The sequence below is a fragment of the Actinoplanes sp. NPDC051494 genome (assembly GCF_044454705.1).
Lineage (GTDB): Bacteria > Actinomycetota > Actinomycetes > Mycobacteriales > Micromonosporaceae > Actinoplanes.
Genome location: NZ_JBITDZ010000001.1, coordinates 920,030 through 946,536, shown reverse-complemented (window position 1 = coordinate 946,536; position 26,507 = coordinate 920,030). Strand labels below are relative to the sequence as shown.

General features: G+C 70.8%; 29 protein-coding genes and 2 tRNA genes. 20 read left to right on the top strand and 11 right to left on the bottom strand.

All coding sequences use genetic code 11. From position 1 onward, the window contains the following. Positions 1–13: 13 nt before the first annotated feature. Positions 14–1,333 carry a M16 family metallopeptidase gene (locus ACIA6A_RS04420; protein WP_396095960.1) on the bottom strand — a complete coding sequence of 440 codons (1,320 nt, stop codon included), beginning with the start codon at positions 1,331–1,333 and terminating at the stop codon, positions 14–16. A 112-nt stretch (positions 1,334–1,445) separates the two neighbouring features. On the opposite strand from ACIA6A_RS04420, the gene ACIA6A_RS04415 reads away from it, so the two are divergent. Further along, positions 1,446–2,123: a response regulator transcription factor gene (locus tag ACIA6A_RS04415; RefSeq protein ID WP_396095959.1), complete on the top strand. Its 678-nt coding sequence runs from the start codon at positions 1,446–1,448 to the stop codon at positions 2,121–2,123. After that, positions 2,120–3,307, top strand: coding sequence for a sensor histidine kinase (locus ACIA6A_RS04410; protein ID WP_396095958.1), 1,188 nt, complete (start codon positions 2,120–2,122; stop codon positions 3,305–3,307). The genes ACIA6A_RS04415 and ACIA6A_RS04410 overlap by 4 nt, the downstream gene beginning before the upstream one ends. On the opposite strand, the gene ACIA6A_RS04405 is transcribed toward ACIA6A_RS04410, so the two are convergent. Further along, positions 3,291–4,193, bottom strand: a complete 903-nt coding sequence (locus ACIA6A_RS04405) for a LysR family transcriptional regulator (protein WP_396095957.1) — start codon at positions 4,191–4,193, stop codon at positions 3,291–3,293. The two genes, ACIA6A_RS04410 and ACIA6A_RS04405, sit on opposite strands and share 17 nt — an antisense overlap. Positions 4,194–4,259: 66 nt before the next feature. Here ACIA6A_RS04405 and ACIA6A_RS04400 point away from each other — a divergent pair, with 66 nt between their 5' ends. The 3 genes from ACIA6A_RS04400 (at position 4,260) to ACIA6A_RS04390 (ending at position 6,851) form a co-directional block, all read left to right on the top strand. Beyond that, complete coding sequence (locus tag ACIA6A_RS04400; RefSeq protein ID WP_396095956.1) at positions 4,260–5,240, top strand: EamA family transporter; 981 nt, start codon at positions 4,260–4,262, stop codon at positions 5,238–5,240. A 95-nt stretch (positions 5,241–5,335) separates the two neighbouring features. Continuing rightward, entirely contained in the window at positions 5,336–5,758 is a 423-nt protein-coding gene (gene arfB, locus ACIA6A_RS04395) for an alternative ribosome rescue aminoacyl-tRNA hydrolase ArfB (protein WP_396095955.1), read from the top strand. Between the two features lie 304 nt (positions 5,759–6,062). Further along, positions 6,063–6,851 carry a phosphotransferase gene (locus ACIA6A_RS04390; protein WP_396095954.1) on the top strand — a complete coding sequence of 263 codons (789 nt, stop codon included), beginning with the start codon at positions 6,063–6,065 and terminating at the stop codon, positions 6,849–6,851. A gap of 307 nt (positions 6,852–7,158) precedes the next feature. On the opposite strand, the gene ACIA6A_RS04385 is transcribed toward ACIA6A_RS04390, so the two are convergent. Next, positions 7,159–8,103 (bottom strand): 3-methyladenine DNA glycosylase, encoded by a 945-nt coding sequence (locus ACIA6A_RS04385; RefSeq protein ID WP_396095953.1) that lies wholly within the window; start codon positions 8,101–8,103, stop codon positions 7,159–7,161. Positions 8,104–8,131: 28 nt separating this feature from the next. Then, positions 8,132–8,902 carry an alpha/beta fold hydrolase gene (locus tag ACIA6A_RS04380; RefSeq protein ID WP_396095952.1) on the bottom strand — a complete coding sequence of 257 codons (771 nt, stop codon included), beginning with the start codon at positions 8,900–8,902 and terminating at the stop codon, positions 8,132–8,134. Between the two features lie 47 nt (positions 8,903–8,949). On the opposite strand from ACIA6A_RS04380, the gene ACIA6A_RS04375 reads away from it, so the two are divergent. Genes ACIA6A_RS04375 through ACIA6A_RS04360 form a run of 4 tightly spaced genes read left to right on the top strand, consistent with a single transcriptional unit; the run spans position 8,950 to position 11,862 of the window. Beyond that, positions 8,950–9,912: an ABC transporter ATP-binding protein gene (locus tag ACIA6A_RS04375; RefSeq protein WP_396095951.1), complete on the top strand. Its 963-nt coding sequence runs from the start codon at positions 8,950–8,952 to the stop codon at positions 9,910–9,912. After that, positions 9,909–10,757: an ABC transporter permease gene (locus ACIA6A_RS04370; protein ID WP_396095950.1), complete on the top strand. Its 849-nt coding sequence runs from the start codon at positions 9,909–9,911 to the stop codon at positions 10,755–10,757. The genes ACIA6A_RS04375 and ACIA6A_RS04370 overlap by 4 nt, the downstream gene beginning before the upstream one ends. Before the next feature lie 10 nt (positions 10,758–10,767). After that, positions 10,768–11,016 (top strand): helix-turn-helix transcriptional regulator, encoded by a 249-nt coding sequence (locus tag ACIA6A_RS04365; RefSeq protein ID WP_396095949.1) that lies wholly within the window; start codon positions 10,768–10,770, stop codon positions 11,014–11,016. 42 nt (positions 11,017–11,058) lie between these two features. After that, positions 11,059–11,862, top strand: coding sequence for a fumarylacetoacetate hydrolase family protein (locus ACIA6A_RS04360; RefSeq protein WP_396095948.1), 804 nt, complete (start codon positions 11,059–11,061; stop codon positions 11,860–11,862). Here the strand turns inward: ACIA6A_RS04360 and ACIA6A_RS04355 are convergent. Then, positions 11,817–12,161 carry a TetR/AcrR family transcriptional regulator C-terminal domain-containing protein gene (locus ACIA6A_RS04355; RefSeq protein ID WP_396095947.1) on the bottom strand — a complete coding sequence of 115 codons (345 nt, stop codon included), beginning with the start codon at positions 12,159–12,161 and terminating at the stop codon, positions 11,817–11,819. The genes ACIA6A_RS04360 and ACIA6A_RS04355 overlap by 46 nt on opposite strands. 725 nt (positions 12,162–12,886) lie before the next feature. Here ACIA6A_RS04355 and ACIA6A_RS04350 point away from each other — a divergent pair. The 3 genes from ACIA6A_RS04350 (at position 12,887) to ACIA6A_RS04340 (ending at position 13,890) form a co-directional block, all read left to right on the top strand. Continuing rightward, positions 12,887–12,958, top strand: a tRNA-Gln gene (locus ACIA6A_RS04350). A 95-nt stretch (positions 12,959–13,053) separates the two neighbouring features. After that, positions 13,054–13,129 (top strand) — tRNA-Glu (locus ACIA6A_RS04345). Positions 13,130–13,200: 71 nt separating this feature from the next. Further along, positions 13,201–13,890 (top strand): N-acyl homoserine lactonase family protein, encoded by a 690-nt coding sequence (locus ACIA6A_RS04340; RefSeq protein WP_396095946.1) that lies wholly within the window; start codon positions 13,201–13,203, stop codon positions 13,888–13,890. Positions 13,891–13,980: 90 nt separating this feature from the next. On the opposite strand, the gene ACIA6A_RS04335 is transcribed toward ACIA6A_RS04340, so the two are convergent. Next, the gene (locus tag ACIA6A_RS04335) at positions 13,981–14,667 is read right to left on the bottom strand and encodes an IclR family transcriptional regulator (RefSeq protein WP_023561932.1); all 687 of its coding nucleotides are present in this window, start codon (positions 14,665–14,667) and stop codon (positions 13,981–13,983) included. A 49-nt stretch (positions 14,668–14,716) separates the two neighbouring features. Between ACIA6A_RS04335 and leuC the strand changes: the two genes are divergently transcribed. The 4 genes from leuC to ACIA6A_RS04315 all read left to right on the top strand — a co-directional run bounded on the left by leuC (position 14,717) and on the right by ACIA6A_RS04315 (position 18,493). Further along, on the top strand, positions 14,717–16,162 hold the full coding sequence (gene leuC, locus ACIA6A_RS04330; RefSeq protein ID WP_396095945.1) for a 3-isopropylmalate dehydratase large subunit: 1,446 nt from the start codon (positions 14,717–14,719) through the stop codon (positions 16,160–16,162). Between the two features lie 15 nt (positions 16,163–16,177). Continuing rightward, positions 16,178–16,765, top strand: a complete 588-nt coding sequence (gene leuD / locus ACIA6A_RS04325; RefSeq protein WP_396095944.1) for a 3-isopropylmalate dehydratase small subunit — start codon at positions 16,178–16,180, stop codon at positions 16,763–16,765. Positions 16,766–16,941: 176 nt separating this feature from the next. Continuing rightward, positions 16,942–17,892: an HU family DNA-binding protein gene (locus ACIA6A_RS04320; RefSeq protein ID WP_396095943.1), complete on the top strand. Its 951-nt coding sequence runs from the start codon at positions 16,942–16,944 to the stop codon at positions 17,890–17,892. A gap of 163 nt (positions 17,893–18,055) precedes the next feature. Next, a complete protein-coding gene (locus ACIA6A_RS04315; protein ID WP_396095942.1) occupies positions 18,056–18,493 on the top strand; it encodes a hypothetical protein in 438 nt (145 codons plus the stop codon). 6 nt (positions 18,494–18,499) lie between these two features. On the opposite strand, the gene ACIA6A_RS04310 is transcribed toward ACIA6A_RS04315, so the two are convergent. The 4 genes from ACIA6A_RS04310 to cofC all read right to left on the bottom strand — a co-directional run bounded on the left by ACIA6A_RS04310 (position 18,500) and on the right by cofC (position 22,528). Next, entirely contained in the window at positions 18,500–19,384 is an 885-nt protein-coding gene (locus tag ACIA6A_RS04310; RefSeq protein ID WP_396095941.1) for an NUDIX domain-containing protein, read from the bottom strand. Further along, entirely contained in the window at positions 19,381–21,525 is a 2,145-nt protein-coding gene (locus ACIA6A_RS04305; RefSeq protein WP_396095940.1) for an RNA degradosome polyphosphate kinase, read from the bottom strand. The genes ACIA6A_RS04310 and ACIA6A_RS04305 overlap by 4 nt, the downstream gene beginning before the upstream one ends. A 126-nt stretch (positions 21,526–21,651) precedes the next feature. After that, positions 21,652–21,849 (bottom strand): cold-shock protein, encoded by a 198-nt coding sequence (locus tag ACIA6A_RS04300; protein WP_396095939.1) that lies wholly within the window; start codon positions 21,847–21,849, stop codon positions 21,652–21,654. 10 nt (positions 21,850–21,859) lie between these two features. Continuing rightward, complete coding sequence (gene cofC, locus ACIA6A_RS04295; protein ID WP_396095938.1) at positions 21,860–22,528, bottom strand: 2-phospho-L-lactate guanylyltransferase; 669 nt, start codon at positions 22,526–22,528, stop codon at positions 21,860–21,862. 164 nt (positions 22,529–22,692) lie between these two features. On the opposite strand from cofC, the gene ACIA6A_RS04290 reads away from it, so the two are divergent. The 4 genes from ACIA6A_RS04290 to ACIA6A_RS04275 all read left to right on the top strand — a co-directional run bounded on the left by ACIA6A_RS04290 (position 22,693) and on the right by ACIA6A_RS04275 (position 26,074). Then, positions 22,693–23,445: a lysophospholipid acyltransferase family protein gene (locus ACIA6A_RS04290; RefSeq protein WP_396095937.1), complete on the top strand. Its 753-nt coding sequence runs from the start codon at positions 22,693–22,695 to the stop codon at positions 23,443–23,445. 174 nt (positions 23,446–23,619) lie between these two features. Continuing rightward, complete coding sequence (locus tag ACIA6A_RS04285; RefSeq protein ID WP_396095936.1) at positions 23,620–24,615, top strand: NAD(P)H-dependent glycerol-3-phosphate dehydrogenase; 996 nt, start codon at positions 23,620–23,622, stop codon at positions 24,613–24,615. Next, complete coding sequence (locus ACIA6A_RS04280) at positions 24,612–25,715, top strand: cystathionine gamma-lyase (protein ID WP_396095935.1); 1,104 nt, start codon at positions 24,612–24,614, stop codon at positions 25,713–25,715. The genes ACIA6A_RS04285 and ACIA6A_RS04280 overlap by 4 nt, the downstream gene beginning before the upstream one ends. Further along, positions 25,715–26,074, top strand: a complete 360-nt coding sequence (locus ACIA6A_RS04275; protein WP_396095934.1) for a hypothetical protein — start codon at positions 25,715–25,717, stop codon at positions 26,072–26,074. The genes ACIA6A_RS04280 and ACIA6A_RS04275 overlap by 1 nt, the downstream gene beginning before the upstream one ends. Before the next feature lie 78 nt (positions 26,075–26,152). Here ACIA6A_RS04275 and ACIA6A_RS04270 read toward each other — a convergent pair whose 3' ends face one another. After that, positions 26,153–26,314 carry a hypothetical protein gene (locus ACIA6A_RS04270; RefSeq protein WP_396095933.1) on the bottom strand — a complete coding sequence of 54 codons (162 nt, stop codon included), beginning with the start codon at positions 26,312–26,314 and terminating at the stop codon, positions 26,153–26,155. Between the last annotated feature and the right edge of the window lie 193 nt (positions 26,315–26,507).

The window sequence follows — 26,507 nt, the reverse complement described above, 5'->3', positions numbered from 1 at the left end:
TCGGTGCAGTCGGTCATGCTTCGGTCCCTTCAGACTCGGGCAGGTAGGTGAGGGTGACCCGGGATTCCGGGTTCAGCGTGCGGGCGGCGTTGGCGACGTCCTCGGCGGTGACCGACTGCCACTGCGGCAACCGGTACGCGGCGGAGGTCGCGTCGCCGAACTGGGTGGCATACCGGCCGAGCGTGTCGGCGCGACCGCCGACCGTGGCCATCTGCCGCCACCACGACGTGGTCAGCAGCGCCTTGGCCCGTTCCAGCTCGGCGTCGGTGACCGGCTCGGTGGCCATGCTCGCCACCACCTCGGCGACCCCGTCGGTCAGGTCGGCGATGTCCACGCCGTCCTTCGCGGTGGCCGTGATGATCAGCGGTGCCGGCGCGTGCGCGAGGTCGACGCCGTACGAACCGATGTAGTCCGGCTGGGCGATCCGGGCGCCGTCGGCGAGCCGCTGGTAGAGCCGGCTGCCACGGCCGTTGCCGAGCACGGTGGCCAGCACCGTGACCGCGTCGTACCCGCCGGTGCCGAACGGGTGGGTGCGGTGCGCCAGATAGACCCGCGGCGCCGGGACGTTGCCGGTCACCGTCTCGCTGAGCGGGCTGGTCGCCGGCCCGGTGAGGTGGCTCGACGGGGCGGGTGGGATCGAGGAGACCGGCTCGATCGCACCGAAATACTTCTCGGCCAGCGTGAACACGTCGGCCGGCGTGACATCCCCGGCGACGGTCAGCACCGCGTTGTTGGGGGCGTAGTACTTCGCGTGGAACGCCTGGAACGTCTCCAGCGACGCGGCGTTCAGGTCCTCCATCGACCCGATCGTCGCGTGGTGGTACGGATGCCCCTGCGGATAGAGCAGGGCGAGCAGCCGCAACCACGCGTCGCCGTACGGCACGTTGTCGTACCGCTGGCGCCGCTCGTTCTTGACCACCTCGCGCTGGTTGTCCAGCGTCTCCTGGGTCAGCGCGGGCACCAGACCGCCCATCCGGTCCGCCTCGAGCCAGAGCGCGAGCTCGAGGTGCTCGGACGGGAGCGTCTCGAAGTAGTTCGTGCGGTCCGGGTTGGTGGTCGCGTTCAGCGAACCGCCCGCCCCCTGCACGTACCGCATGTGCTCGGTCTTGGCGACGTGCTGCGAGCCCTCGAACATCAGGTGCTCGAACAGGTGCGCGAAGCCGGTCTGACCGGCGGGTTCATGCCGGGAACCGACGTCGTACCAGAGATTCACGCAGACCACCGGAGCGGTGTGGTCGGCGCTGACGACGATGCGCAACCCGTTGTCCAGGCGCGCGGATTCGATGGGCCACGGAAAACCGGTCTCGGCGACCGGAGCGGGCTGAGCGGACACGCAACCTCCCTTATCGGATCCCAGTATCCAGGGATCCGGCCCTTCGGCCCGTTTTCGGTGCGGGTTGATGTCATGACTCGTGACGAAGGGGCCTGCCGTGGATAGTCGAACGATGCGGTTACTGGTGGTGGAGGACGAGGACGATCTGGCCGAGGGCCTGCGGGTGGGGCTGACCCGGGCCGGCTACGCCGTGGACGTCGCCGGCACGTCGGCGGAGGCGTCCGGCCGCCTGAGCGTGAACGACTACGACCTGATGCTGCTCGACCTCAACCTGCCCGACGGCGACGGCTTCGAGCTCTGCCGGGCCCTGCGGACCGGCACGCTGCGGACACCGGGCGACACGGAGGTACGCGTCCTGATGCTGACCGCGCGCGGCCGGGTCGACGACCGGGTCCGCGGCCTCGACGAGGGCGCCGACGACTACCTGGTCAAACCGTTCGCGCTGGCCGAGCTGCTGGCCCGGATCCGGGCCCTGCTGCGCCGCGACACCAGCGGTTCCTCGGCGGTGCTGCGCATCGGCGACCTCGTCCTCGACACCGCCCGGCACACGGTGACGCTGCGGGCCGCGCCGCTGTCGCTCACCCCGAAGGAATTCGGCGTCCTCGAATACCTGATGCTGCGCCCGGGCCACGTCGTTTCGAGCGAGGAACTGCTGGAACACGTCTGGGACGCCAACGCCGACCCCTTCACCCAGACGGTACGGGTGACCGTCGGCACCCTGCGCCGCAAACTGGGCGAGGGTTCCATCGACACCGTGGTCAGCCGCGGCTACCGGCTCGTGACGCCGTGAGGCGCCCCCGGGTCTTCCGGTCGATCCGCTTCCGGCTCACCGTGCTGTACTCGACGCTGCTGTTCGCGCTGACCGGGGCGACGCTGGCCATCACGTACGTCGCGGTGGCCCAGACGACCGAGGCGGCACCGCTCACCACCCGCGAGGCCAAGCTGTACGAGGGCCGCGAGTTCGTGTCCCGGGTCAGTTACGCCGACATCGGCCAGATCGAGGCGGCGGTCAACTACGACACCCTGCAGTACCTGCGGAACTACTCGCTGATCGCCCTGGGCGGCCTGTTCCTCGCCAGCCTCGGCATCGGCTGGGTGCTCTCCGGCCGCGCCCTGCGCCCGGTCGGCGCGATCGCCCGGACCACCCGCGAGATCCAGGCCACCGATCTCACCCGGCGGATCCACCTCGAGGGCCCCCGCGACGAGCTGCGCGACCTCGCGGACACCATCGACTCGATGCTCGACCGTCTCGACGACGCGTTCCGGGCCCAGCGCCAGCTCATCGACGACGCGTCGCACGAGCTGCGCAGCCCGCTGGCCATCATCCGCACCCACCTCGACGCGTCCCTCAACGCCCCGGAGGCCTCCCCGGACGAACGCGACCGGGCGGTGGCGATCGTGGACCGGGCCACCACCCGCATGTCCCGTCTCGTCGAGGACCTCCTCGCCACCGCCCGCCGGGACGCCGGCGGCCTCACCGACACCGACACCGACCTGTCCACCATCGCCCGCGAGGCCGGCGAGGAGTCCTTCCTCCCGGACCGCCCGCTGCACCTGCGCTACACGCTGACCCCGTCGTTGCCGCTGATCGGGGACGTGGACGCGCTGCGCCGGGCCGCGGGAAACCTGCTCTCCAACGCGGTACGCCTCGCCCCCACCGATTCCACCGTGACCGTCGCGACCGGTCGTACCGGTTCCTGGCTCTGGCTCGCGGTGGCCGACGAGGGCCCGGGCATCCCCGCCGAGGATCTCCCCAAGGTCTTCGACCGTTTCTGGCGGGGCCCCCAACCCGCCGCCACCAAGGACCGCCGCACCGGCCTGGGCCTGGCCATCGTCCGTCAGATCACCGAATCCCACGGCGGTCAGGTGGCGGCGTTCTCCACCCCCGGCCAGGGCAGCGTCTTCGTGCTCTGGCTCCCCGCCGCCACCCGCTCCGACGACACCCCACCCCCGGCCCTCAGCCCGCTCGCTTAGGGCCGACCTGGACCTGGAGGGCTTTGCGGAAGGCCCGGATGGCGGGTTGCTCGGCGGAGCCGGTGCGGACGCCGGTGAACAGGCGGCGGCGGGGGCGTCCGGGCAGGGGGTGCAGTTCCAGCGGGCCGTGGGTGCGGTCCGTCCAGAGCAGATCGGGCAGGAAGGCCACCGCGTGGCCGGTCTCCACGAGCCGGACCTGCAGCAGCAGGTCGCCGCTGACGATGCGGACGTCCGGCTCGAAGCCCGCGGCCCGGCACAGTGAGCGGGCCCACCGGCCGGGCACGATGTCGCCCGGGTCGAACACGAATGGTGCCCCGGCCAGATCGGCCAGGTCGCGGCGATGCCACGGGCCACTGGCCGGGACAGCCATCAGCATCTCGTCGTGGATCAGGTCCTCTTCGTCGATGCCGCGTTTGAGAGGCTGGGCGAGGCCCGGGTAATCCTCGCCGAGCACGACGTCGACGTTGTGGGCCAGCAGGCCCTCGAACGCGGGGTCGGCCTCCAGCTGGGTGATCTCCACCCGCAGGCCCGGATGTGCCGTGGCGAGGCCGGACAGCGCGCCCGGGATCAGCGCGAGCAGCACCGATTGGAACGAGGCGACCCGCAGCGTGCCGGTGACCTCGGTCATGCTGGTGGCCAGTTCGGCCTCCGCGAGCTCCAGCCGTTCGAGCACCGCGTCGGCGTGCCGGACCAGGATCCGGGCCTGGGCGGTGAGGCGCACGCCGCGTCCGACGCGCTCCAGCAGCACCGCCCCGGTCTCCGACTCGAGCAGGCTGAGCTGCTGCGATATGGCCGACGGGCTGTAGTTGAGGGCCTTGGCGACCGCGGCCAGCGTGCCGAGCCGATCGAGCTCGCGCAGGAGCCGCAGACGATAAATGTCCAACATTGCTAATGATTATTGCGCAGAAACGTTCGCTGGACGAACCGATCATCGGTGCGTGACAGTCGAGGCATGACCCGCCCCGCTGTCCTCATGGTGCTCGGCTCCTGCGCGTCCCTGCAGGTCGGAGCCGCCCTCGCCGCCAACCTCTTCCCGGTCGCGGGCAGCTCCGGGGCAACCGTGCTCCGCCTCGGCCTGGCGGCGGTCATCCTGCTCACGCTCGCCCGCCCCGCCGTCCGCGGCTGGCAACGCCACCAGTGGCGCGCGGCGATCCTGCTCGGCATCGCGATGGCCGGCATGAACGGCTTCTTCTACGCCGCCATCGAACGCATCCCGCTCGGCCCCGCGGTCACCATCGAATTCCTCGGCCCGCTCGTCCTGGCCGCCGTGCTCTCCCGCCGCCCCCGCGACCTGGCCTGGGTCCTGCTCGCCGGAGCCGGCGTGGCCATCATGGGCTTCGCCGACGGTGCGGCACCCCTGGACCCGCTCGGCGTCGCGTACGTCCTGGTGGCGGCCGTCTTCTGGGCCCTCTACATCCTGGCCGGCAGCCGGGCGGGCACCGTCATCCCCGGCAACGGCGGCCTCGCGATCGGCCTGTCCGTGGCCACGCTGGCCGTCCTGCCCCTCGGCCTCGGCGGTGCGGTCCGCGCGGTGAGCGCCCCGCCGCTGCTGCTGATCGCGGTCGGCACCGCGATCCTGGCGTCGGTCATCCCGTACACCCTGGAGATGGCAGCCTTGCGGCGTCTGCCCCGGCCGGTGTTCGGCATCCTGCTCAGCCTCGAACCAGCCGTCGCGGCCCTGGCCGGCTGGCTCCTGCTCGCCCAGCCCCTGTCCTGGCCGGTAGCGCTCGCCATCACCGTGGTCATCGCCGCCACCATCGGCTCCACCATCTCCGCGACCCGAGCCGCCGCCCGCCCCGAGTCCGCCCCGGCGCCCGAGCCCGCCTCCCGGCCCACGTCGGTTTCTGTCCCGGGCCGCGGCAAGGCCGCCGCTGCCCTCGATCGGCATCGCCCATCGGGTACCCGGCCCGGGGTGGCCGAGCCGGTGCGGTGACGCCCCTGCCGGGTGGATCACAACTGCGTGGCGGTACGAGCGGGCCAATGGAATGCTGTGGCCGACACTTCGCCGCTTTCCGGAAGGGGAACCCCATGGCCGACGTGCTGATCCGGCCCGGCCTGGCGATCCCCGAGGCGGAGCTGAACTGGCGATTCTCCCGTTCCAGCGGCCCAGGTGGCCAGGGCGTGAATACGATCGACTCGCGAGTCGAGTTGTCGTGGAACCTGCTCGCCTCCAGCCTGCTCCCACCCGCATTGAAGGAACGGGCGGTCGAGCGGCTCGGCAGCCGGCTGATCGACGGCGTCATCACCATCACGGCGTCCGAGCACCGCTCCCAGCTCCGTAACCGCGAGGCCGCCGAAGCCCGCCTCGCCATGCGGGTCGGTGAGGCCATAGCTGCCCCGCCCCGCCAGCGCCGGGCGACCAAACCCACTCGTGGCTCGGTCGAGCGCCGCATCGGCGAGAAGAAGCGCCGGGCCCAGATCAAACGGCACCGCCGCAGCGACGAGGACTAAAGCGATCTCGCATGTGCGACCCATACGCCCGTACGCGGTCAGGGGAGCTATGCCGCTTCGGTGGCGGGAGCGGTCGTGGTTGTGGCGGAGGTGGGCGGCGCGGGCGGTGCGCCCGAGTAGCAAGTGGGCCGATAGCGCCAAGGCGTTCATGCGGAGAGCGGCGAAGTTTGGCTTAGCAGGTGTGACGGAGTGACGGAGGTTGCGTCTCAAGGCGACCGGCTACTACATCGACCCCGAGTTCGGGGACGGCGAGGCGAAGTCCTGCTGCCCGCCGAACCCGGGCATCTGAAAGGGCAACTGATCGATGCGCACTGACTGGGCCACGTTGCCCGAGGCCGTCACGAAGGAAGTTGCCGACCGAGTCGGCGGTTCCTACATCTTGCCCGCCGCGACCGGTGATCACGCGGAGATCGCCGCAACCGTCACCGGGGCGGCCGGGAAGGTGTTCCTCAAGGCGGCTCATTCTGACCTCGGGGTTCGGTCGTTGCGCTTCGAGCTCCGGGCGAGTGAGGCCATAAGCGGGTCTCACTCGCCCGCGGTCAGGTGGCACTTCGAGAAGGCCGGCTGGCTGGTCGTGGGCTTCGAGCACTGCGAAGGCCCGCACGCCGACCTGTCTCCTGGGAGCCCCGACCTGGACCTTCTCGGCAAAGCCTTGGCGGCGCTAGGCAGGACGCAGGCACCGGACGTGGGGCTGTTCAGCCCGAAAGGGCGGCTCGGGTTCGAGCACCCGGCAATGGAAGGCGAGACCCTCGTCCACACCGACCTCGGCCCCGCCAACCTCATCGTCACCCCGGACGGCCTGCGGATCGTCGACTGGGCGATGGCAACCAAGGCCGCACCGTGGGTCGAACTTGCCATCCTCGCCCAGTGGCTGATCGGCAGCGGCCACACACCCGCGCAGGCTGAACAATGGTTGGCGCGGTATCCCGCATGGCGCGAGGTCGGCCCTGACGTCCTCGACGACTTCGCGGCGAAGAACGCCGCGAAGTGGGCATCCAAGGCACAGCCGAACTCGCCGGCCTGGATGCGTGATCTCGCGGACTGGACCGGCCAGTGGTCGGATCATCGATGCAAAGGTGATCGTACGGTTTAACTCTCGCAGGCCCGGTGGAGCGCCGCAAGCCGTTCACGGAGCGCCTTGCGCCGTTGGATCAACCCCGGCTTGTTCAATCACACGCTCGATCACATTGAGATGCCCGTACGTGTCAACGAAGTCCCTGACACGTACTCCTCCAGGCGCGCCATGCTGACGGCCATGGGCGAGGGACAGCCTTTGCCCTTGCAAACGTAACGAGCGGGTCGGCGAGGCCATCGCTGCCCCGCCCCGCCGGCGCCGCGCCACCAAACCCACTCGTGGCTCAGTCGAGCGCCGCAGCGACGAAGACTGACGTGCGAAGGCGTCAGTAGTTGTTGGGAGCCACAGCCTCACGGTTCTCCTGAGCAAGAGCCGGCCCGAGCAGTTCCTCGCAGACCCGGATCAACCGAGCCCGCAGAGCCGACGCCCGCCGGGCGAACTCCCGCTGCCGGGCGACGTACTCCTGCTTCCCCTCCGGCGTCTCGATCTTGACCGCCGGGTGGCCGTACGACGAGAGGTCGTACGGGCTGGCCTGCATGTCGAGCAGCCGGATGTCACCCGCGAGCGCGAAGCAGTCGAGGGCGAGGGCTCCGGGGACGGCCGGGCCGAGCTTGGTCGCCCACTTGTGGCAGTCCATCGCGGCGTGCAGGCAGCCGGGCTGGTCGAGGTCGACCTGGGTGGCCCGGGTGGGCTGCAGGCGGTTGAGGCCGACCGCTTCCGGGGTGAAGAAGCGGAACGCGTCGAAGTGGGTGCAGCGGATCGGGTGCTGCTCGACGACCTTGTCCGTCTCCTCCTGGCCGAGGCGCAGGGGGAGCTGGTGGCGGCGCTGCTGGGGCTGGCGGTAGACCATGGCCCATTCGTGCAGGCCGAAGCAGCCGGCGAACGCGGGGCGGGACGCGGTGGCGCTGAGCAGGCCGTGGATGTAGCGGACGCTCTCGCCCCGGGCGTGCATGAAGGCGCCGACGTCGAGAGTCACTATTCCGTCGGTCTGGGTGGTGTAGAACTTCCAGCCGGACTGTTCGGCGAGGGCTCCGTCCGGGGCGGCGCCGAGGCCGGTGCCGACTCCGGGGTGCCAGCGGCGCAGTTGGGCCGGCCGGGTGCCGTAGTAGTCGTACAGGAAATCCTCTATGGCGTGCTTCTCGCCGATCGCCTTGCGGGCGCGGTGGTCCGCGGTCATCTCGTCGGCGCGCTCGGCGTGGGCCCGGGCCAGCGGGATCCAGCTGACACTGGGCAGCACTGTCACCAGTGCCTGCCTCTCGCTGATCCCCATCGCACCAGCGTATCCAGCAAGTCCAGTCCTATCGAGCCCTGGCGCCGCCAGTTGTGAGGAACGCCCGAACGAGGTCTGCCACCGTGCCGGGTGCGTTCATGTCCGGAGCGTTGTGGTCTAGGCCGGGGGAGCACGTGTACGCGGCCCCGGGGATCAGCTCCGTGAGGGCCACCTGGATCCGGAGCAGCCACTCGGGGCTGCGTGTTCCCGAAAGGATCAGCGTCGGGGCGGTGATCGCGGCGTACCCGTCGGTGTCCGATTCTGATCCGGCCGCGGCGCGCAACTCGGCGGGGAGGGCGGCCAGCATTGCGCGGGTTTCCCGGCCTCCGGGCGTGTGCAGCATGATCCAGGCGAAAGCGGTCCATAGCGGCATGGGCAGCGGGCCGATCGGGGCGAGGCCGGTCCCGGCGAGGAACGTCGCCATGGCGGTCGCGTCGCGCCCGGCGGCCACCTGACGTTCGAGGTCGGGCAGGAAATCGGTGGGGATGGCGCCGCCGAGGTTCACCGCGGCCTCGTACAGGACCAGTTTGTCCAGCCGGCGGGTCCGCGCGAGGTTGAGGGCGACCAGGCCGCCGAGGCTGTGACCGAAGACTTCCCGCGCGCCGGTCGCGTCGAGCACGGCCGCGGTCTCCTCGAGCTCACGTTCCATCGTGTACGGGACCCCGGGCGGCCGGTCCATCACATGCACTGTGCGGATCCCGGCGAGCCGGGCCGCGAACGCCGCGTAGTGGTGGGCCCGGCGCAGGCCGCCGGGGATGAGGACCAGGCCGGGCCCCGAGCCGCTGCTGATAGTTGGCATGCCTGTAAATGTAGTACACCTACTACATAGTTGATAAGGTGCTCGTCATGACGACAGTGACGGGGGCGCTCGTGGCCGAGGTGGGGATGCCGGTCGACGAGCCGGTGCTGGAGGTCCGCGACCTGCGGATGCGTTACGGCGCTACGGACGTGCTCGACGGGGTGTCGTTCTCCGCCCGGCGCGGCGAGGTGATCGCCCTGCTCGGGCCGAACGGCGCCGGCAAGACCACCACGATCGAGATCCTCGAGGGGTTCCGGATGCGCTCGGCCGGCGAGGTCCGGGTGCTCGGCGCCGACCCGGCCACCGCGGGCGAGGCGTGGCGGGCGCGGCTCGGCGTGGTGCTGCAGTCCTGGCGTGACCATGGCAAGTGGCGGGTCCGGGAGCTGCTGCACCACCTGGGCACCTACTACGCCGATTACTCGACGCCGCAGATCACCCGGCCGTGGCCGGTCGACGAGCTCATCGCGGCGGTCGGCCTGACCGCGCAGGCCAAACAGCGGGTCGGGCGGCTCTCCGGGGGTCAGCGCCGCCGGCTCGACGTCGCGATCGGCATCGTCGGCCGCCCCGAGCTGCTCTTCCTCGACGAACCCACGGTCGGCTTCGACCCCGGCGCCCGCCGGGAGTTCCACGACCTCGTGCACCGGCTCGCCGATGTGGACGAGACCACGATCCTGCTCACCACCCACGACCTCGACGAGGCCGAGAAGCTCGCCGACCGGATCCTCATCCTGGCCGGCGGCCGGATCATCGCCGACGACTCGGCCGACCGGCTCTCGCTGCGGGTCGCCGGGGAGTCCGAGATCCGCTGGACCCGCGACGGCTCCCGGTTCGTGCACTCGGCCGGCGACGCCACCGGCTTCGTCCGCGACCTCTTCCGGCAGTACGGCGACACGATCGCCGACCTGGAAGTGCGCCGCGCCAGCTTGGAGGAGACCTACATGACATTGGTACGTGAATCCGAGGCCGGCCGACGCGCCGAGGCCGCCAGCACCTTCGAGGGGGCATTGTGAGCGACTTCTCCACGGCCGCGCGGACGGGCTTCGCGCGCGGCGGCATCGAGATCCGCCAGACGTTCACCAACCTCGCCGATCTCTGGCAGTACATCTTCCCGGCGGTCGCGCTGTTCGCCACGGTCTTCTTCATGCGCGGCTCGACCGTGCCCGGCACCGACATCGCGCTCGGCGCCCGCACCCTGCCGAGCGCGCTGGGCATGGGTGTGGCGTTCTCCGGACTGGTCACCGTGGCGATGCTGCTCGTGACCGACCGCGAGGACGGCACCCTGCTGCGGGCCAAGGCCACCCCGAACGGCATGTCCGGCTACCTGGTCGGCAAGGTCGTGCTGGTCGGCGGGATGTCGGCGATCGCCCTGGTGCTTCAGCTCATCCCGGGCCTGTTCCTGGTGGACGGCCTGCACCTCGACGCGTACGGCGTGTTCACCCTGGTCTGGGTGCTCCTGCTCGGGTTCGTCGCCACCATGCCGCTCGGGGCCGTCCTCGGATCGCTGTTCAAGTCGCCGCGCAGCATGGGCCTGATCATGCTGCCGCTGGTCGGGCTGATCGCGATCTCCGGCGTCTTCTACCCGATCACCGTGCTGCCGGGGTGGGTCCAGGGTGTCGCCCAGGTCTTCCCGGTCTACTGGTTAGGCTTGGGCATGCGTTCCGCCTTCCTGCCCGACGCCCTCACGGTGTCCGAGCTGGGGCACTCCTGGCGGCACCTCGAGACGTTCGGCGTGCTGGGCCTGTGGGCGGCCGCCGGCCTGGTCGTCGCGCCGGTCATCCTGCGCCGGATGGCCCGCCGCGAGTCGGGGAGCGCGGTCGCCGCTCGCCGCGAGAAGGCCATGCTGCAGGTCCGGTGAGAGCCGCCGCATGAGTGCCGAGATCACGTACAACCGCATCGCCATGCTCCGGGCCGAGCGGGGCATCTCCCGGCGGCAGCTGGCCGACGCCCTGGGTGTGCACTACCAGACGGTCGGTTACCTGGAACGGGGCGAGTTCAGTCCGTCGCTGCACCTCGCGCTGCGGATCTGCGCCTATTTCGAGGTGCCGGCCGAGGTCGTCTTCGCGCTCGAGCCGTTCCCACGGCTCGGCACCGAGCCGGTGCCGCGCAGCGCGTAGCCTCGTCCCTGCGTAGTAGCAATCTCAGGGATGGGGATACCCGTGCGTTTCGCTCGTTTTGTTCATGCCGGTGGAGTCTCCTTCGGGATCGTCGAGGGAGAGGCGCAGTCGGGGACGGCCGGCCTGACGATCGCCGAGATCGACAGCATCCCGTTCCAGAACGTCAAGCTCACCGGCAACCGGTGGGCCCTGGCCGACATCCGGCTGCTCGCCCCGATCTTCTCCAGCAAGGTCATCGGGGTCGGCCGCAACTACGCCGACCACGCGGCCGAGCTCGGCAACGAGGTGCCCAAGGAGCCGCTGCTGTTCATCAAGCCGTCCACCACGGTGATCGGCCCGAACGACGCCATCCGGATCCCGTCGGTCTCCACCCAGGTCGAGCACGAGGCCGAGCTGGCCGTCGTGATCGGCGCCAGCGGTGCCCGCCGGGTCGACCGCGCCGGCGCGCAGAAGGCCATCTTCGGCTACACCGTCGGCAACGACGTGACCGCCCGTGACCTGCAGCGCAGCGACGCCCAGTGGACCCGCGCCAAGGGTTTCGACTCGTTCTGCCCGCTCGGCCCGTGGATCGAGACCGACCTCGACGTCAGCGACCTGGAGGTGCGGTGCGAGGTGGGCCGCAACCCCGAGGAGATGGAGGTGCGCCAGCTCGGGCGCACCAAGGACATGGTCTTCGACGTGCCGACCCTCGTCTCGTACGTGTCGCACGTCATGACCCTGCTGCCCGGTGACGTGATTCTCACCGGCACCCCGGCGGGCGTGAGCCGGATCGTCTCCGGCGACACGGTGTCGGTGAGCGTTCAGGGCATCGGCGAGCTGCGCAACCCGGTGGTCTCGCAGGACTGAGCGATACCGTCCAGCAGCAAGCGCAGGCCGCACGCGAACGCCGCCGCGGCCTGCGCCTCGGTGCCCCCGCCGTAGCCGTCGGCCCGCTCCCGGAACGTGCCCGGGCCCAGCGGCGGCCGGACCACCGGGACCTGACTGAGCCACGGGTGGGTGCGGTACATCACGACGGTGCTCTCCGCGTACCGACGGATCCGGTCCTGCCATGGCCCCTCGGCCGGCAGATCCCTGCTCCGCAGAACCTGATCGACCATCAGATCGACCAGAGCGGTCCGTAACGGAACGTACGTGTACAGCGTCATCGTCCCCACGCCGAGCCGAGCCGCGACCCGGGCCATCGACGCCGCGGCCAGTCCGTCCTCATCCGCGATCGCGAGACCCGCCCCGATCGCCGCGTCGATGCTCGACCCCGGTCGCCGGCCCGTCCGCGCGGGCTCGGGCGGGCTCTTCGCACGCCAGAGCCGGGGTCGAGGTCGTCCGGGGCTACCTGGGCCGTCCTGGGACGCTTCCCGCCGCGTTCGACGGCGTCGACCGGATGTATCTCGCACCACTGGTGCCGACCGCCGCCGAGACCTGCCGCCTGGCCGCCGCGGCCGGCATCGGCGACCTCGCCGGCGAGAAAGGCGGCCACTGGCAGCCCATCGAGGACGCGGTCGAGGCGAGCGGCGTGCCCTGGGTGCACCTGGAGCCCGGTGAATTCAGGGCCGACGCCACGATGTGGGCGCCGCAGATCCAAGCCGGTGACGTGGTCCGCGACGGCCTGGGGGAGTCGTCCGGCACCCCGATCGCCCACTCGGACATCGCCGCGGTGGCTGCCCACTGCTGCCCACGGGCCGGCCAGGGAAGACGTTCGCCGCGTGGGCCCGCGAGAACGTCGCAGCTTTGCGGGCCTCTGCGTAGTCGCGGGGTTACAGAAACGCTGGGTGGTAACCCGATTTGGTGGGCACCATGGGCTCAGGTAGAGTTTCTTCTCGGCGAGGCAAGCGCGAGCGAGTCAAGCCAGCAACACCGCTTTATAGCTTCACCTTGGGGTATGGGGTAATTGGCAGCCCGACTGGTTCTGGTCCAGTTAGTCTAGGTTCGAGTCCTGGTACCCCAGCGCTACGATCTCCCCGGAGATCGCAGATGCTGGAGCTCTGATAGACTTCCGATCAGAGCAAAAAGTAACACAGAGTTAGCAGTAAGGCTTTACCTGGTCCCGTCGTCTAGCGGCCTAGGACGCCGCCCTCTCACGGCGGTAGCGAGGGTTCGAATCCCTCCGGGACTACCAGCACCAAACGGCTCGTGTCTGATGACACGGGCCGTTTGTTTTTGCCTGCCGGTCGGGCCGACACTGACAGTGTGACGGATCACTTCGTACGCCGTGTCGACTTCGGATATTTCATCCGCCCCGCCTCGGAGACCGGCACCGGCTCACCCCGGGTCGAACCCTGCTTCGGTTACCTCATCGGCCATCCCGGCGGCCTCGTGCTGGTCGACACCGGCATGGGCGTCCACGACGGGGTGGATGCGCACTACCGCCCGCACCGGCGCGGCTTGACCGAGGCGCTCGCGGCGGTGGGAACCCGGCCGGACGACATCCGGTACGTGGCCAACTGCCACCTCCACTTCGACCACTGCGGTGGCAACGCGGACCTGCCCGGCCGCCCGATCTTCGCCCAGCGCGCGGAACTCGATCTGGCCCGCACCCACGAGCACTACCTGCCGGAATTCGTCGACGTGCCCGGGGTCACGTACGAGGAACTCGACGGTGAGGCGGAGATCCTGCCCGGTGTCGTGATCGTCCCCACACCCGGCCACACCGCGGGCCATCAGTCGGTGGTAGTCCGCCACCCGGACGGCACGGTGATCGTGGCCGGCCAGAGTCACGACCAGGCGACAGCGTTCACCGGGGACGTCCTCGCCCGCCGGGCGGCGGCCGACGGGGCGGCGCGGCCGTTACCGTTCGCCCCGGCCTGGATCCCCCGCCTGCTCGAGTTCGACCCGGCCCGGGTCGTGTTCGCCCACGACAACGCCGTCTGGGAGCCCTGAGAGAGCCGCCCCCTCACCCGGTCAGGCCTGCCCTGGGGGCCGCGGGGTGAGAGCACGGCAAGGCCGCGGGCCGAGAAGGGAAGGCTGGGCTCAGAGGCCGCTGAGGCGCTGGCCGGCGCGGACCACGGCCATCGCGTGGCGTTCGCCGGGGCGGCGTCCGAGGCGTTCGATCGGACCGCTTATTGAAATCGACGCGATGACCCGGCCCGTCCGGTCCCGGATGGGGGCGGAGACACTGGCCACACCCGGCTCGCGTTCCGCGACGCTCTGGGCCCAGCCGCGGCGGCGGACCTCGGCGAGCGTGCGGCCGGTGAACTTGCAGCGGGGCAGCAGCGGCATGACCGCTTCCGGGGGCTCCCAGGCGAGCAGGATCTGGGCCGCCGAGCCGGCCACCATCGGCAGGACCGAACCCACCGGCACGGTGTCACGCAGGCCGCTCGCTCGTTCCGCGGCCGCAACACAGATGCGTTCGTCGGCACGGCGCAAGTAGAGCTGCGCGCTTTCCCCGGTCGCGTCCCGCAGTGCGGACAACAGGGGCTCCGCCGCGGTCAGCAGAACGTCCGGTGCGGCGTTCGCGAGCTCGCCCAGACGGGGGCCCGGACGCCAGCGTCCCTGGGTGTCCCGGACCAGCATCCGATGGATCTCCAGGGCCTGGGCCAGGCGATGTGCTGTTGCCCGGGGGAGTTTCGTCCGGTCGACCAATTCGGCCAGGCTGGCGCCGTCGACGCAGGCGGCCAGGATGACCACCGCCTTGTCGAGAACGCCGACTCCGCTCATACTGTGTCCCACAAGCCGAAACATACCTCCCAGAATTTAGGATGTCCAGATGGTGGGAGTCACTCAGAATCCGAGGACCCTGGCCCAAAAGGTTTGGGACGACCATGTGGTGCGGAGTGCTGAGGGTGAGCCGGATCTGCTCTACATCGACCTGCACCTGCTTCACGAAGTCACCAGCCCGCAGGCCTTCGACGGGCTGCGCCTGGCGGGGCGGCCGGTGCGTCGAGTTGATCTGACGCTCGCGACCGAGGACCACAACACCCCTACCGGTTACGCGGACCCGGCGTTCAACACCCGCCGCGGCGACCTCATGACGATCGCGGACACGGTCTCCCGTACCCAGATCGAGACGTTGCGCAAGAACTGCGCCGAGTTCGGTGTGCAGATCCGCTCGCTCGGCGACGCGCAGCAGGGCATCGTGCACGTGATCGGGCCGCAGCTCGGCGTCACCCAGCCCGGTATGACGATCGTCTGCGGCGACTCGCACACCGCGACCCACGGCGCGTTCGGCGCGCTGGCGTTCGGCATCGGCACCAGTGAGGTCGAGCACGTGCTCGCCACCCAGACGCTGCCGCAGTCCAAGCCGAGGACGATGGCGGTCACGGTGGTCGGTGAGCTGCGCCCCGGGGTCAGCGCCAAGGACCTCATCCTCGCGCTCATCACGCAGGTCGGCACCGGCGGCGGCAACGGTCACATCGTGGAGTACCGCGGCGAGGCCATCCGCAAGCTCTCCATGGAGGGCCGGATGACGATCTGCAACATGTCCATCGAGTGGGGTGCGAAGGCCGGCATGATCGCGCCGGACGAGACCACTTTCGCGTACCTGAAAGGCCGTGAGCACGCGCCGAAGGGCGCGGAGTGGGACGCCGCGGTCGACTACTGGCGTTCGCTGGTGACCGACGAGGACGCGGAGTACGACACCGAGGTGATCCTGGACGCGTCGGCGATCAGCCCGTTCGTCACCTGGGGCACGAACCCGGGGCAGGGTGCCGCGCTGGACGCCGCCGTGCCGGATCCGGAGGAGTTCGTCGACGAGAGCGAGCGCAACGCCGCCCGCCGCGCGCTGGACTACATGGGTCTCGAGGCCGGTACCCCGCTCAAGGACGTCGCGGTCGACGTGGTGTTCGTGGGCTCCTGCACCAACGGGCGGCTCGAGGACCTGCGGGCCGCCGCCGAGGTGATCCGGGGTCACCGGGTGCACGAGGGGGTCCGGATGATGATCGTGCCGGGGTCCTACCAGGTGCGCGAGGCCGCCGAGCAGGAAGGCCTGGACAAGGTCTTCCTCGACGCGGGCGCCGAGTGGCGCTTCGCCGGCTGCTCGATGTGCCTGGGCATGAACCCGGACACGCTGAGCCCCGGCCAGCGCGCCGCTTCCACGTCCAACCGCAACTTCGAGGGCCGGCAGGGCCGCGGTGGGCGTACCCATCTGGTCTCGCCCGAGGTCGCCGCCGCCACCGCCGTGGTGGGCAAGCTGGCCGCCCCCGCCGACCTCTGACACGGAGAAACAGCCATGGACAAGTTCACCACCCACAGCGGTACGGTCATGCCGCTGCGCCGTTCCGATGTGGACACCGACCAGATCATCCCGGCCGTCTATCTGAAGCGGGTCACCCGCACCGGATTCGAGGACGGGCTCTTCAGCGCGTGGCGCGACGACCCCTCGTTCGTGCTCAACAACCCCGCGCACACCGGGGCCACCATCCTGGTCGCCGGTCCCAACTTCGGCACCGGCTCCTCGCGGCAGCACGCCGTCTGGGCGCTGCGGGACTGGGGTTTCAAGGTGGTCATCGCCGCCCGGTTCGGCGACATCTTCCGCGGCAACGCCCTCAAGGAGGGTCTGCTGCCGGTCCAGCTCGACCAGAAGGCCGTCGAGGCGCTCTGGGATCTGGGCGACAGCGAACCGGAGAAGCGGATCACGGTGGATCTCGCCGATCGTCAGGTGCGCGTGGACGACGCCGGGTGGTCCTTTCCGATCGACGATTTCAGTCGCTGGCGCCTGATGGAGGGCCTCGACGACATCGGACTGACCCTGCGCCACGAAGAGACGATCACCACGTACGAGAAGAGTCGCCCGGCTTACAAGCCGGTCGTCGTCTGAGCGCAAAACCGTTCCAGCAAAGGGATTCTCGCCCCTACCGGTTCGCCGGTGGGGGCGAAATCCGTTGCGACACAACGAATTTTTTCGAGCGAATGTTTGTGTCTGCTGGTCAGGGGGCATACGGTGCGCGCAGAATGGCTCGCATTGGGCCAGTTCTCACGTTCGGGAGGAATACCGTGAACAAGGCCGAGCTCATTGAGGCGCTCGCCGCCCGACTGGGGGACCGGAAGACGGCGACAGCGGCGCTGGATGCGGTCATCAGTGAGGTGCAGACCGCCGTCACCAAGGGCGACCGTGTTGCCATTACCGGTTTCGGTGTGTTCGAGAAGCGGGCGCGCAATGCGCGTACCGCGAGGAATCCACGCACCGGTGAACCAGTCAAGGTGAAGAAGACGTCCGTCCCCGCTTTCAAGCCCGGTACGGGTTTCCGGGAGATGGTCGCCAGCGGCAAGGTGGCCAAGGCCCCCGCCGCGAAGAAGACCACCACGGCGGCGAAGACCACCACCGCGACCAAGGCCGCTCCGGCCAAGGCGACGGCGACCAAGACGGCGGCGGCGAAGGCCACCGCCGGCACCGCGACTCCGGCGGCGACCAAGACGGCGGCCGCCAAGAAGCTCGCCGGCGCCAAGGCCACCCCGGCCAAGGCGACCGCCACCAAGACGGCTGCCACGAAGGCGACCGCCACCAAGGCCACCGCCACGAAGACGGCTGCCACGAAGGCGACCGCGACCAAGGCGACCGCCACGAAGGCCGCGGCCACCAAGGCGACCGCCACCAAGGCCGCCCCGGCGGCGACCAAGGCCACCGCCACCAAGGCCACCGCGGCCAAGAAGACCGCGGCGACCAAGGCGACGGCGACCAAGGCCGCCCCGGCCACCAAGAGCACGGCCGCCAAGAGCGCGCCGGCCAAGACGGCCACCAAGGCGACCGCTACGAAGGCCACCGCCACCAAGGCCGCGGCGACCAAGTCCGCGCCTGCCAAGAAGGCCACCGCCACCAAGTCGGCGGCCACGAAGGCGGCTCCGGCCAAGAAGGCCACCGCCCGTAAGACCACGGCGGCCGCCGAGGCGGCTCCGGCCAAGAAGTCCACGACCGCGCGCACGACCGCGGCCCGCAAGACCCGCTGACCCGTACGGCCGGAGCGGTCCGCTGAACCGCCGAGGCCACGGCACCAGTGGCCTGTAGGGCCGCCGAGGCGGCCTTATGAGCGACGAAAGGCGTCCACCCTAAGGGTGGACGCCTTTCGCGTGTTCCGGCGCTGTACGGGCCGCTGAGCCTACGGTCCGCAGCATGGAGCGCAGAATCCCCACCGAACGGGCCCGCGGGCTGGTCGCCCGCGCGCTGATCGCGGTCCTGGTCTTCGCCGTCGCGGTGATACCGGCCTGGACGCTCGGCGACGCGGTCGAACGCTGGACCGGGCAGCCGCTGCTGGACTGGCTGGTCACGTGCTCACTGTCCGGCCTGGCGGTGCTGGTGCTGGCGCCGTACGGGTCGTACCGCCGCCGGGACGCCGTGCTGGGCCTGGTGCCGTTCTACGGCTGGTACCTGACCAGCGTGCTGGCGTGGCGGGTGGCGTTGTTCCCGTTGCGGGACTGGGAACCCCGCGACGACGAGATGTGGCGGGCCCGCTGGCTCACCGGTGACCTGATCGGTTTCTGGCGGGTGGACCCGCTGCCGGCCCCGTCGCCCCGGCCGCCCGCCCGCCAGCGGACCGGCGGCGGGCGGTGAACGGGCTCAGATCCGGCTGAGCGCCGCGAGCTGCTCGCCCGACCAGGACAGGACCCATCCGTCACCCTTGGCCGTCTTGTACGGCGTGGGGTCGTCGGCACCGTCGAGCAGCGCCAGGATCCCCGGGATCACCTTGCCCTGGCTGCAGATCGCCGTCCGCGGGCCGGAGCGTAGCTCGAGGAGCCGGTCGACGGCCACCTTGACGCGTTCGGGGGTCTCCTCACCCTCGGCTGGTTCGGAGAACGCGGAATCCGCCACGATCGACGCGTCGCCCAGCCGGGCCGCGAGCGGTTCGAGGGTCTGCCGGCACCGCAGCGGCGTGGCCGCGACCAGCTGCAAGGGGGCGAACGCCGTGGCGACGGTGGCGACGGTCGCGGCCTGGGCCCGGCCGCGCTTGTCGACCGGCCGCAGCGCGTCGTCGCCCGTGAAATCCTTGCGTTTGCCGGCGTGGGCGTGCCGGATCAGCAGGGTCACCCCGGTCACCGGCGGCAGGGTCGCCACGTGCTCGACGAGGTTCCTGTCGTCCGGGTACGACAGGCGGTCCACCGCGTCGGCCGGCGACAGCCAGAGCACCTCGTCGACCTCCGAGGGGTCCTGCGGTGCGCCGTGCGGCCCGTCGCCGGCCCGCATCAACCAGAAGTCAACGGTCTTGGGTACGCCGCTGGGCATCCGGTAGGCGAGGCCGGGCAACCGCATCTGCGGCTCGGCCCGGACCCCGGTCTCCTCGAGGACCTCCCGGACGGCGGCGGCGAGCGTGTGCTCGGCCCCGTCGAGCTTGCCCTTGGGCAGGCTCCAGTCCGAGAGGTACGGCCGGTGCACGACGCAGATCTCGACACCGTCACCCGCCGGCCGCCAGACCACGCCACCGGCCGCGCGAACAGGCTGGGTCACCGGATCACGGCCTTGCCGATGGTCCGGCGCAGCAGGGCCTCCTGCAGGTGCACGTGCGGGTCGGCCGGGGTGGAGCTGCGCCGGTGCCAGGTGCCGTCGCCGGCCAGGTCCCAGCCCTCGCTGTCGTCGTTCATCGACAGGTCCAGCACATTGCGCAGGTCGTCCTGAGCGGACGGCAGGGTGACCCGGACCAGCGCCTCGACCCGGCGGTCCAGGTTGCGGTGCATGAGGTCGGCGGAGCCGATCCAGTACTCGCCGTCGTCGCCGGCACCGAACCGGAAGACCCGGGAGTGCTCCAGGAACCGGCCGACGATCGAGCGGACCCGGATGTTCTCGGAGAGCCCGGGCACACCCGGCCGCAGCGCGCACATGCCCCGGATCACCAGGTCGATCCGGACGCCGTCCTGCGAGGCCCGGTAGAGCGCGTCGATGGTCTCCTCGTCGACCAGGGAGTTCACCTTGAACTGCACCAGGCCGTCGCCGCCGTCGCGGGCGATGCGGGCCTGCTCCTCGATACGCTCGATCAGCCCCTTGCGGACGCCGTGCGGCGCGACCAGCAGGCGGCGGAACGCGGTCTGCCGGCTGTACCCGGTGAGCACGTTGAACAGGTCCGTGACGTCGGCACCGACCTCAGGATCGGCGGTGAGCATGCCGAAGTCCTCGTACAGCCGGGCGGTCTTGGGGTGGTAGTTGCCCGTGCCGATGTGGCAGTAACGCCGGATCTGGTTGCCCTCCTGGCGTACCACCAGGGCGGTCTTGCAGTGCGTCTTCAGGCCGACCAGGCCGTAGACGACGTGGCAGCCGGCCCGTTCCAGGGTGCGCGCCCAGCCGATGTTGGCGACCTCGTCGAAGCGGGCCTTGACCTCCACCAGCACCACCACCTGCTTGCCGGCGGCGGCGGCGTCGACCAGCGCGTCGACGATCGGGGAATCACCGCTGGTGCGGTACAGCGTCTGCTTGATGGCCAGCACGTTCGGGTCGGCGGCGGCCTGCTCGATGAAGCGCTGCACGCTCGTCGAGAACGAGTGGTAGGGATGGTGCACCAGGATGTCGGCCTCACGGAGCCGGTTGAAGACGCTGCGCGGCACCTCGCCGTCGGCCAGCTGCGGGTGGGTCGCCGGGACGAACGGGCGTTCCTTGAGATCGTCGCGGTCGCACTCGCCGTAGACCTGCCACAGCGCCGACAGGTCGAGCAGACCCGGGACGCGCAGCACGTCCTCGTCGTTCATGTCGAGCTCACGGGCGAGCAGGTCGAGGACGTGGTCGCTGATCGACGCGGCGACCTCCAGGCGCACCGGCGGGCCGAAGCGCCGCTGCGCCAGCTCGCGTTCCAGCGCCTGCAGCAGGTCCTCGTCGCGGTCCTCGTCGACCTCCAGCTCGGCGTTGCGGGTCACCCGGAACAGGTGCCACTCCAGGATCTTCATGCCCGAGAAGAGCTGATCGAGGTGTACGGCGATGAGCTCCTCGACCGGCAGGAAGCGCACGCCACGGCTGTCGTTCTGCACCGTCACGAACCGCGGCACGTTGTTCGGCACCTTGATGCGGGCGAACAGCTCCCCGCTGCTGTCGGCCGGGTCCCGAAGCACCACGGCCAGGTTCAGCGACCGGTTCGAGATGTACGGGAACGGGTGCGCCGGGTCCACGGCCAGCGGCGTCAGCACCGGGAAGACCTTCTCCCGGAAGTACGTGCGCAGCCGTTCCATCTCGGGGGCGTTCAGATCCGTCCAGCCGACCAGCTCGATGCCCTCGGCGACCAGCTTGGGCCGGACCTCCTCGCCGAAGCACGCGGAGTGCCGGGTGACCAGGTCGGCCGCCCGTTCGGTGATCATCTCGATCTGGGCGCGCAGCGAGACCCGGTCGCCGCCGCGCATCGGCAGGCCGGCCTTGAGGCGGCGCTTCAGCCCGGCGACCCGCACCATGTAGAACTCGTCCAGGTTGCTCGCGAAGATGGCGAGGAACTTGGCCCGCTCCAGCAGATGGGTGCCCGGGTCCTCGGCCAGGGCGAGCACCCGGGCGTTGAAGTCGAGCCAGGAAAGCTCCCGGTTGAGGAAGCGATCGTCGGGCAGCTCCACGCGTGCGTCCTCCTGGTGCTCCGGGAGATCCGGGAGCTCGGTAACGGGATCGGGCCTTTGCTCCACCATGCCGGATTGCTCCCCCCGCGGGAGGAATCTCCCGTTGGGGCCACGTCGACGAGAGGCGGGGAGCGGGGGCGGGGTGGTCATTCCACCATCATTGCCCGTCCGGGGTGAACGGGAAATGAACACGGCTCATGAGATTCCGGGAAGTTGGACCTTGGTCACATGACCGTCCGTCGTGGTGGCGACGTCGACCCGCTGACCGAGCCGCAGCAGCCGGAGCCCGGAATCCCGGAACGCCTCGGCCGGAAAGATCATCAGGGTGCCGTCGTCGAGCAGCAACGTGCCCGAATGGGTCTGGGGATCGAATGTGGCGATCGTGCCCTGCATACCCCAGACGCTACCGGGGCCGGGCCGTGCTCACCCGGCTGGCGTCACACTGCGCGATGAGTCCGATATCACGCAGCAATCCGCAGGTGTGCTCCCCGGCGCCGATCGCCAGCACCGCCCGCAGGTCGGCCGCGGTGTCCACGTCGTGCCGCAGGCCCGGCCAGTCGCCGATCAGGGCCAGGGCGCCCGACGCGGCATGCGCCGCCGCGGACCCCGGCCCGAAGTGCGGGTCGAGCGCGCAGGAGGTGCCGGCGGCGAGCAGGACCGTCCCGGTGCCGGCGGCGTCCGCGACGAAACCGCGGCCCGGCCCGGTGGCCAGCAGCGCCGCGCCGAGCTCGGCCGGCCGCAGCGCCGGGAGGTCACCGGTGAGCACCGCCCGCGGCCGGCCCGGACCGGCGACGGTGTCGGCGCCGAACCGCATGGCCGCGTTCAGGCCACCGCCCGGATCGGGCACCACCCGGGCACCCAGCGCGTCCACCGCGGCGGCGACCCGGGAGTCATCGGTGACCACCATCACCTCGCCGACCTGCTCACAGGAACCGATGGCGGTGACGGTGTCACGCACCATCGCGAGCACCAGCTCCTCGTGAACGGCATCGGACACGGCTCCCCGCAGGCGGCTCTTGGCCGCACTGAGACGCTTGACGGGTACGGCCACCGTCCAGTCCGATGCTGACACGCCGCCAATCCTGCCACCGGTCCGGCGGCACCCGCCCCTCGCCGGCGCCCGGGCATCGCCGCCCGGCCGGTCCCTCCCCGGGCCGCGCCGGTGGGCCTACCCTGGTTGGCGCGATCGGGACCAGGCATGATTTCGTCGCAGGTGTGGGGGAAGAGGGAGTAGCTGTGGGGCGACGCAAGCTCGGATTCTGGCGCCGATTGTCGGTCTGGCTGGTCGTGCCGACGCTGTGGATCTTGACCAGGCGCACCTGGCGCGGCATCGAGAACGTGCCCGCCGGCGGCGGCGTCATCATCACGCCCAACCACATGTCCCAGTTCGACCCCCTCCCGGTCGCCTACTACGTCTACCGGGCCGGGCGCTGGCCCCGGTTCCTCGCCAAGGCCAGCATCTGGAAGATCCCGGTGATCGGCTTCCTGCTCACCCGGACCTGGCAGATCCCGGTCGTCCGCGGCAGCGTGGAGGCCGCCCGGTCGCTGGACACCCTCGTCGACGCGATCCACCAGGGCGCCGCCGTGATCATCTATCCCGAGGGCACCACCACCCGCGACCCCGACCTCTGGCCGATGACCGGCAAGACCGGGGCCGCCCGGCTCGCCCTGGTCACCGGCGCCCCGGTCATCCCGATGGCGACCTGGGGCACCCAGGGCATCCACGACGTCCGTACCAACAAGGTCTCGCTGCGCCCCCGCCGCCCGATCAGCGTGGCCGCCGGCAAACCGGTCGACCTGAGCCGCTGGCTCGGCCACGCCCCGAGCCGCACCGTCCTCGCCCAGATGACCGAGGCCATCCAGCTGGCCGGCCGCGACCTCCTCGCCGACCTGCGCGACGAACCGGCCCCCGCCGCGTTCTACTCCCTGCCCACCCGCCGCGCCGACGGCGCCAGCGGCACCACTTCAGAAACGGAGCAGCCGGCATGACCGCCTGCACCGAACTTTTCTCACCGCGGGCGGTCGACGGCCGTGACCGTGAGGGCCAGAAGGGCATGCCAATGGGGGATTCGGCATGACCGCCTGCACCGAACTTTTCTCACTGCGGGCGGTCGACGGCCGTGACCGTGAGGGCCAGAAGGGCATGCCAATGGGAGATTCAGCATGACGCGTGCGGCGATGATCGGGTCCGGGGCCTGGGGGACGGCTTTCGCCAAGATCCTGGCCGAGGCCGGGTCCGACGTGACCATGTGGGCACGCCGCGAGCCGGTGGCCGCCGCCATCCGCGCGCAGCACGTCAACGAGAGCTCCCTGCCCGGCGTGAAACTGCCCGACCGGGTCACCGCCACCAGCGACCTCGCCGAGGCCGTCGCCGGCGCCGACATGGTCTTCCTCGCCGTGCCGTCGCAGACCCTGCGCGGCAACCTCGCCGACTGGGCCCCGCACCTGCCCGCCGACGCCACCCTCATCTCGCTGATGAAAGGCATCGAGCTCGGCACCACCAAGCGGATGAGCCAGGTCATCGTGGAGACCGCCGGCGTCGCCGCGGACCGGGTCGTCGTCGTCTCCGGCCCCAACCTGGCCCCCGAGATCGCCGCCGAGCAGCCCGCCGCGACCGTGATCGCCGGCACCGACCCGGCCCGCGCCCAGCAGGTGCAACAGGCTGTCGCCCTGCCCTACCTGCGCCCGTACACCAGCGACGACGTCATCGGCTGCGAGATCGGCGGCGCCGTCAAGAACGTCATCGCGCTCGCGTACGGCATGGCCTCGGCGATGGGCATGGGGGACAACACGAAAGCGTCGCTGATCACCCGCGGCCTGGCCGAGACGACCCGCCTCGGGGCGGCACTGGGTGCCGATCCGATGACGTTCGCCGGTCTCGCCGGTCTGGGCGACCTGGTGGCGACCTGTTCGTCACCGCTGTCGCGCAACCACAAGTTCGGCGAGCACCTCGGCCGCGGCGAATCGCTCGAGGAGGCCCAGCGCGCCACCCGCCAGACCGCCGAGGGCGTCAAGAGCTGCCTCGCGATCCGCGACCTGGCCCGTGCGAACGGCGTCGAGATGCCGATCACCGAACAGGTCGAGCGGGTGTGCCACGAGGGCGTCGACCCCCGGGTCGCGGTCAAACTGCTGATGGGCCGGGAGATGAAGCCAGAATGAGCGACAAGGGAGACGGCACGCTGGTCGTGCACGCCGGACTGCCCGAGCCGGTGCCGGGACAACCGTTCCTGCCCGGCCCGGTGCTGGCCGCCCCGTACCACCTCGACCCGGTCACCGGGCCCACCGAGAACGGTTACGGCCGCCCCGACAACCCCACCCGCCGGGCCCTCGAAGCGGCGATCGGCGAACTGGAAGGCGGCACCGTCCGCGCGTTCGCGACCGGGCAGGCCGCCATCACCGCCCTGCTGCTGTCGGTCCTGCGCAGCGGTGACACCGTGGCGCTGCCGTCCGACGGCTACTTCACCGTCCGCCAGTTCGCCGAGGGCACCCTGGCCGGCCTCGGGGTGCAGACGGTGCTCGTGCCGACCGCTGGTCCGTACCCGTCGTTCGAAGGGGTCCGCCTGGTCCTGCTCGAAACCCCGGCCAACCCCGGCCTGGACGTCTGCGACCTGCCCGCGGTCGCCGCCGCCGCGCACGCCGCCGGAGCGCTCGTGGCGGTCGACAACACCACCGCCACCCCGCTCGGCCAGCGGCCGCTGAGCCTCGGCGCCGACATCGTGGTGGCCTCCGGGACCAAGGCCCTGACCGGCCACTCCGACGTCCTGCTCGGCTACGTCGCCACCACCGACGCCGACCTGCTGACCCGGATCACCACCTGGCGCTCCCAGACCGGCGGCGTCCCGGGAGCCTTCGACTGCTGGCTCGCCCACCGGTCCCTGGCCACCCTCGATCTCCGCCTCGCCCGGCAGAGCGCCAACGCGGCGGCGGTGACCGAACTGCTGGCCGCCCGCGCCGACGTCACCGGTCTGCGCTGGCCCGGATCGGCGACCGACGCCGCGTACCCGATCGCGTCCGTCCAGATGCGCCGCATCCCCGGCATCGTCTCCTTCGACCTGGGCAGCGCGGAGCGCGTCGCCCGCTTCCTGCAAGCCTCCGAGCTGGTCTTCGCGGCCACGTCGTTCGGCGGCCTGCACACCACGGCCGACCGCCGCGCCCAGTGGGGCGACAGCACCCCGCCCGGCTTCCTGCGCCTGTCCTGCGGCATCGAGGACACCGCCGACCTGCTGGCCGACCTCACCACGGCCCTGGACGCGGCCTGATGGAGTGGAGCAGTTTCACCGGCACCGAGGTCACCGCCCTGGCCCAGGGTGAGAGCTTCTTCCTCGCCCCCGGCGAGCGGGAGTGCCCGGCGTGCGGCGACCGCGGCGTCCGCGCCTACGTGACGGCCCCGGAGAACGCCCGCCGCCCCACGCTGGTCAGCTACGTCTGGTGCACCTCGTGCCACAAGTTCGTCGGCACCCGGGCCAAGCACCCCGAAGGCCTGGTCTTCTCCGACCCGCTGGCCACCCTGAACGCGGTCGAGCGCCGGGACCTCGAACGCAGTCTGGTGGGCTTCCTCGCCCACCTCGACCACCTCTGGGAAACCGGCGCCCTGCCCCAGTCCTTCGCCGCGGCCTGACGGACTACCCGCCCACCACCGACAGCGTCCACGCGCTTCGGTTCTACGAGCGCGAGGGACTGCCGGCGGGCGGCGCCGCTACTCGGCCTTCGACGTCGACTGGATCCTGCTGTGCACCCGGTACGCCGAACCGGTCGCCGCCGGGCCGGGCAACGAGCTGGAGCGGCTCGAGCTGTTGAGCGCGTACGAGATCCGCTTCCGCGCCGAGATGGCCAGGCTGAACGAGAGCCTCACCGTCATCTCGGCCAGGGCGAGCCTGTACGCCGAGCACGTGGCGGCCAGTACTGCCGGGCCACTGTGGACCGGGGAGGCACCCAGCTGCCTGGCCCAGGAAGCCACGGCGGCGCCAGGTCGCTGAGCTGGCCTTTGTCGCCAGCGGCCACCCTGGCCCAGAGGCGCCTTGTCGCGAGCCGGATCCCGGCGACCGGCCGGT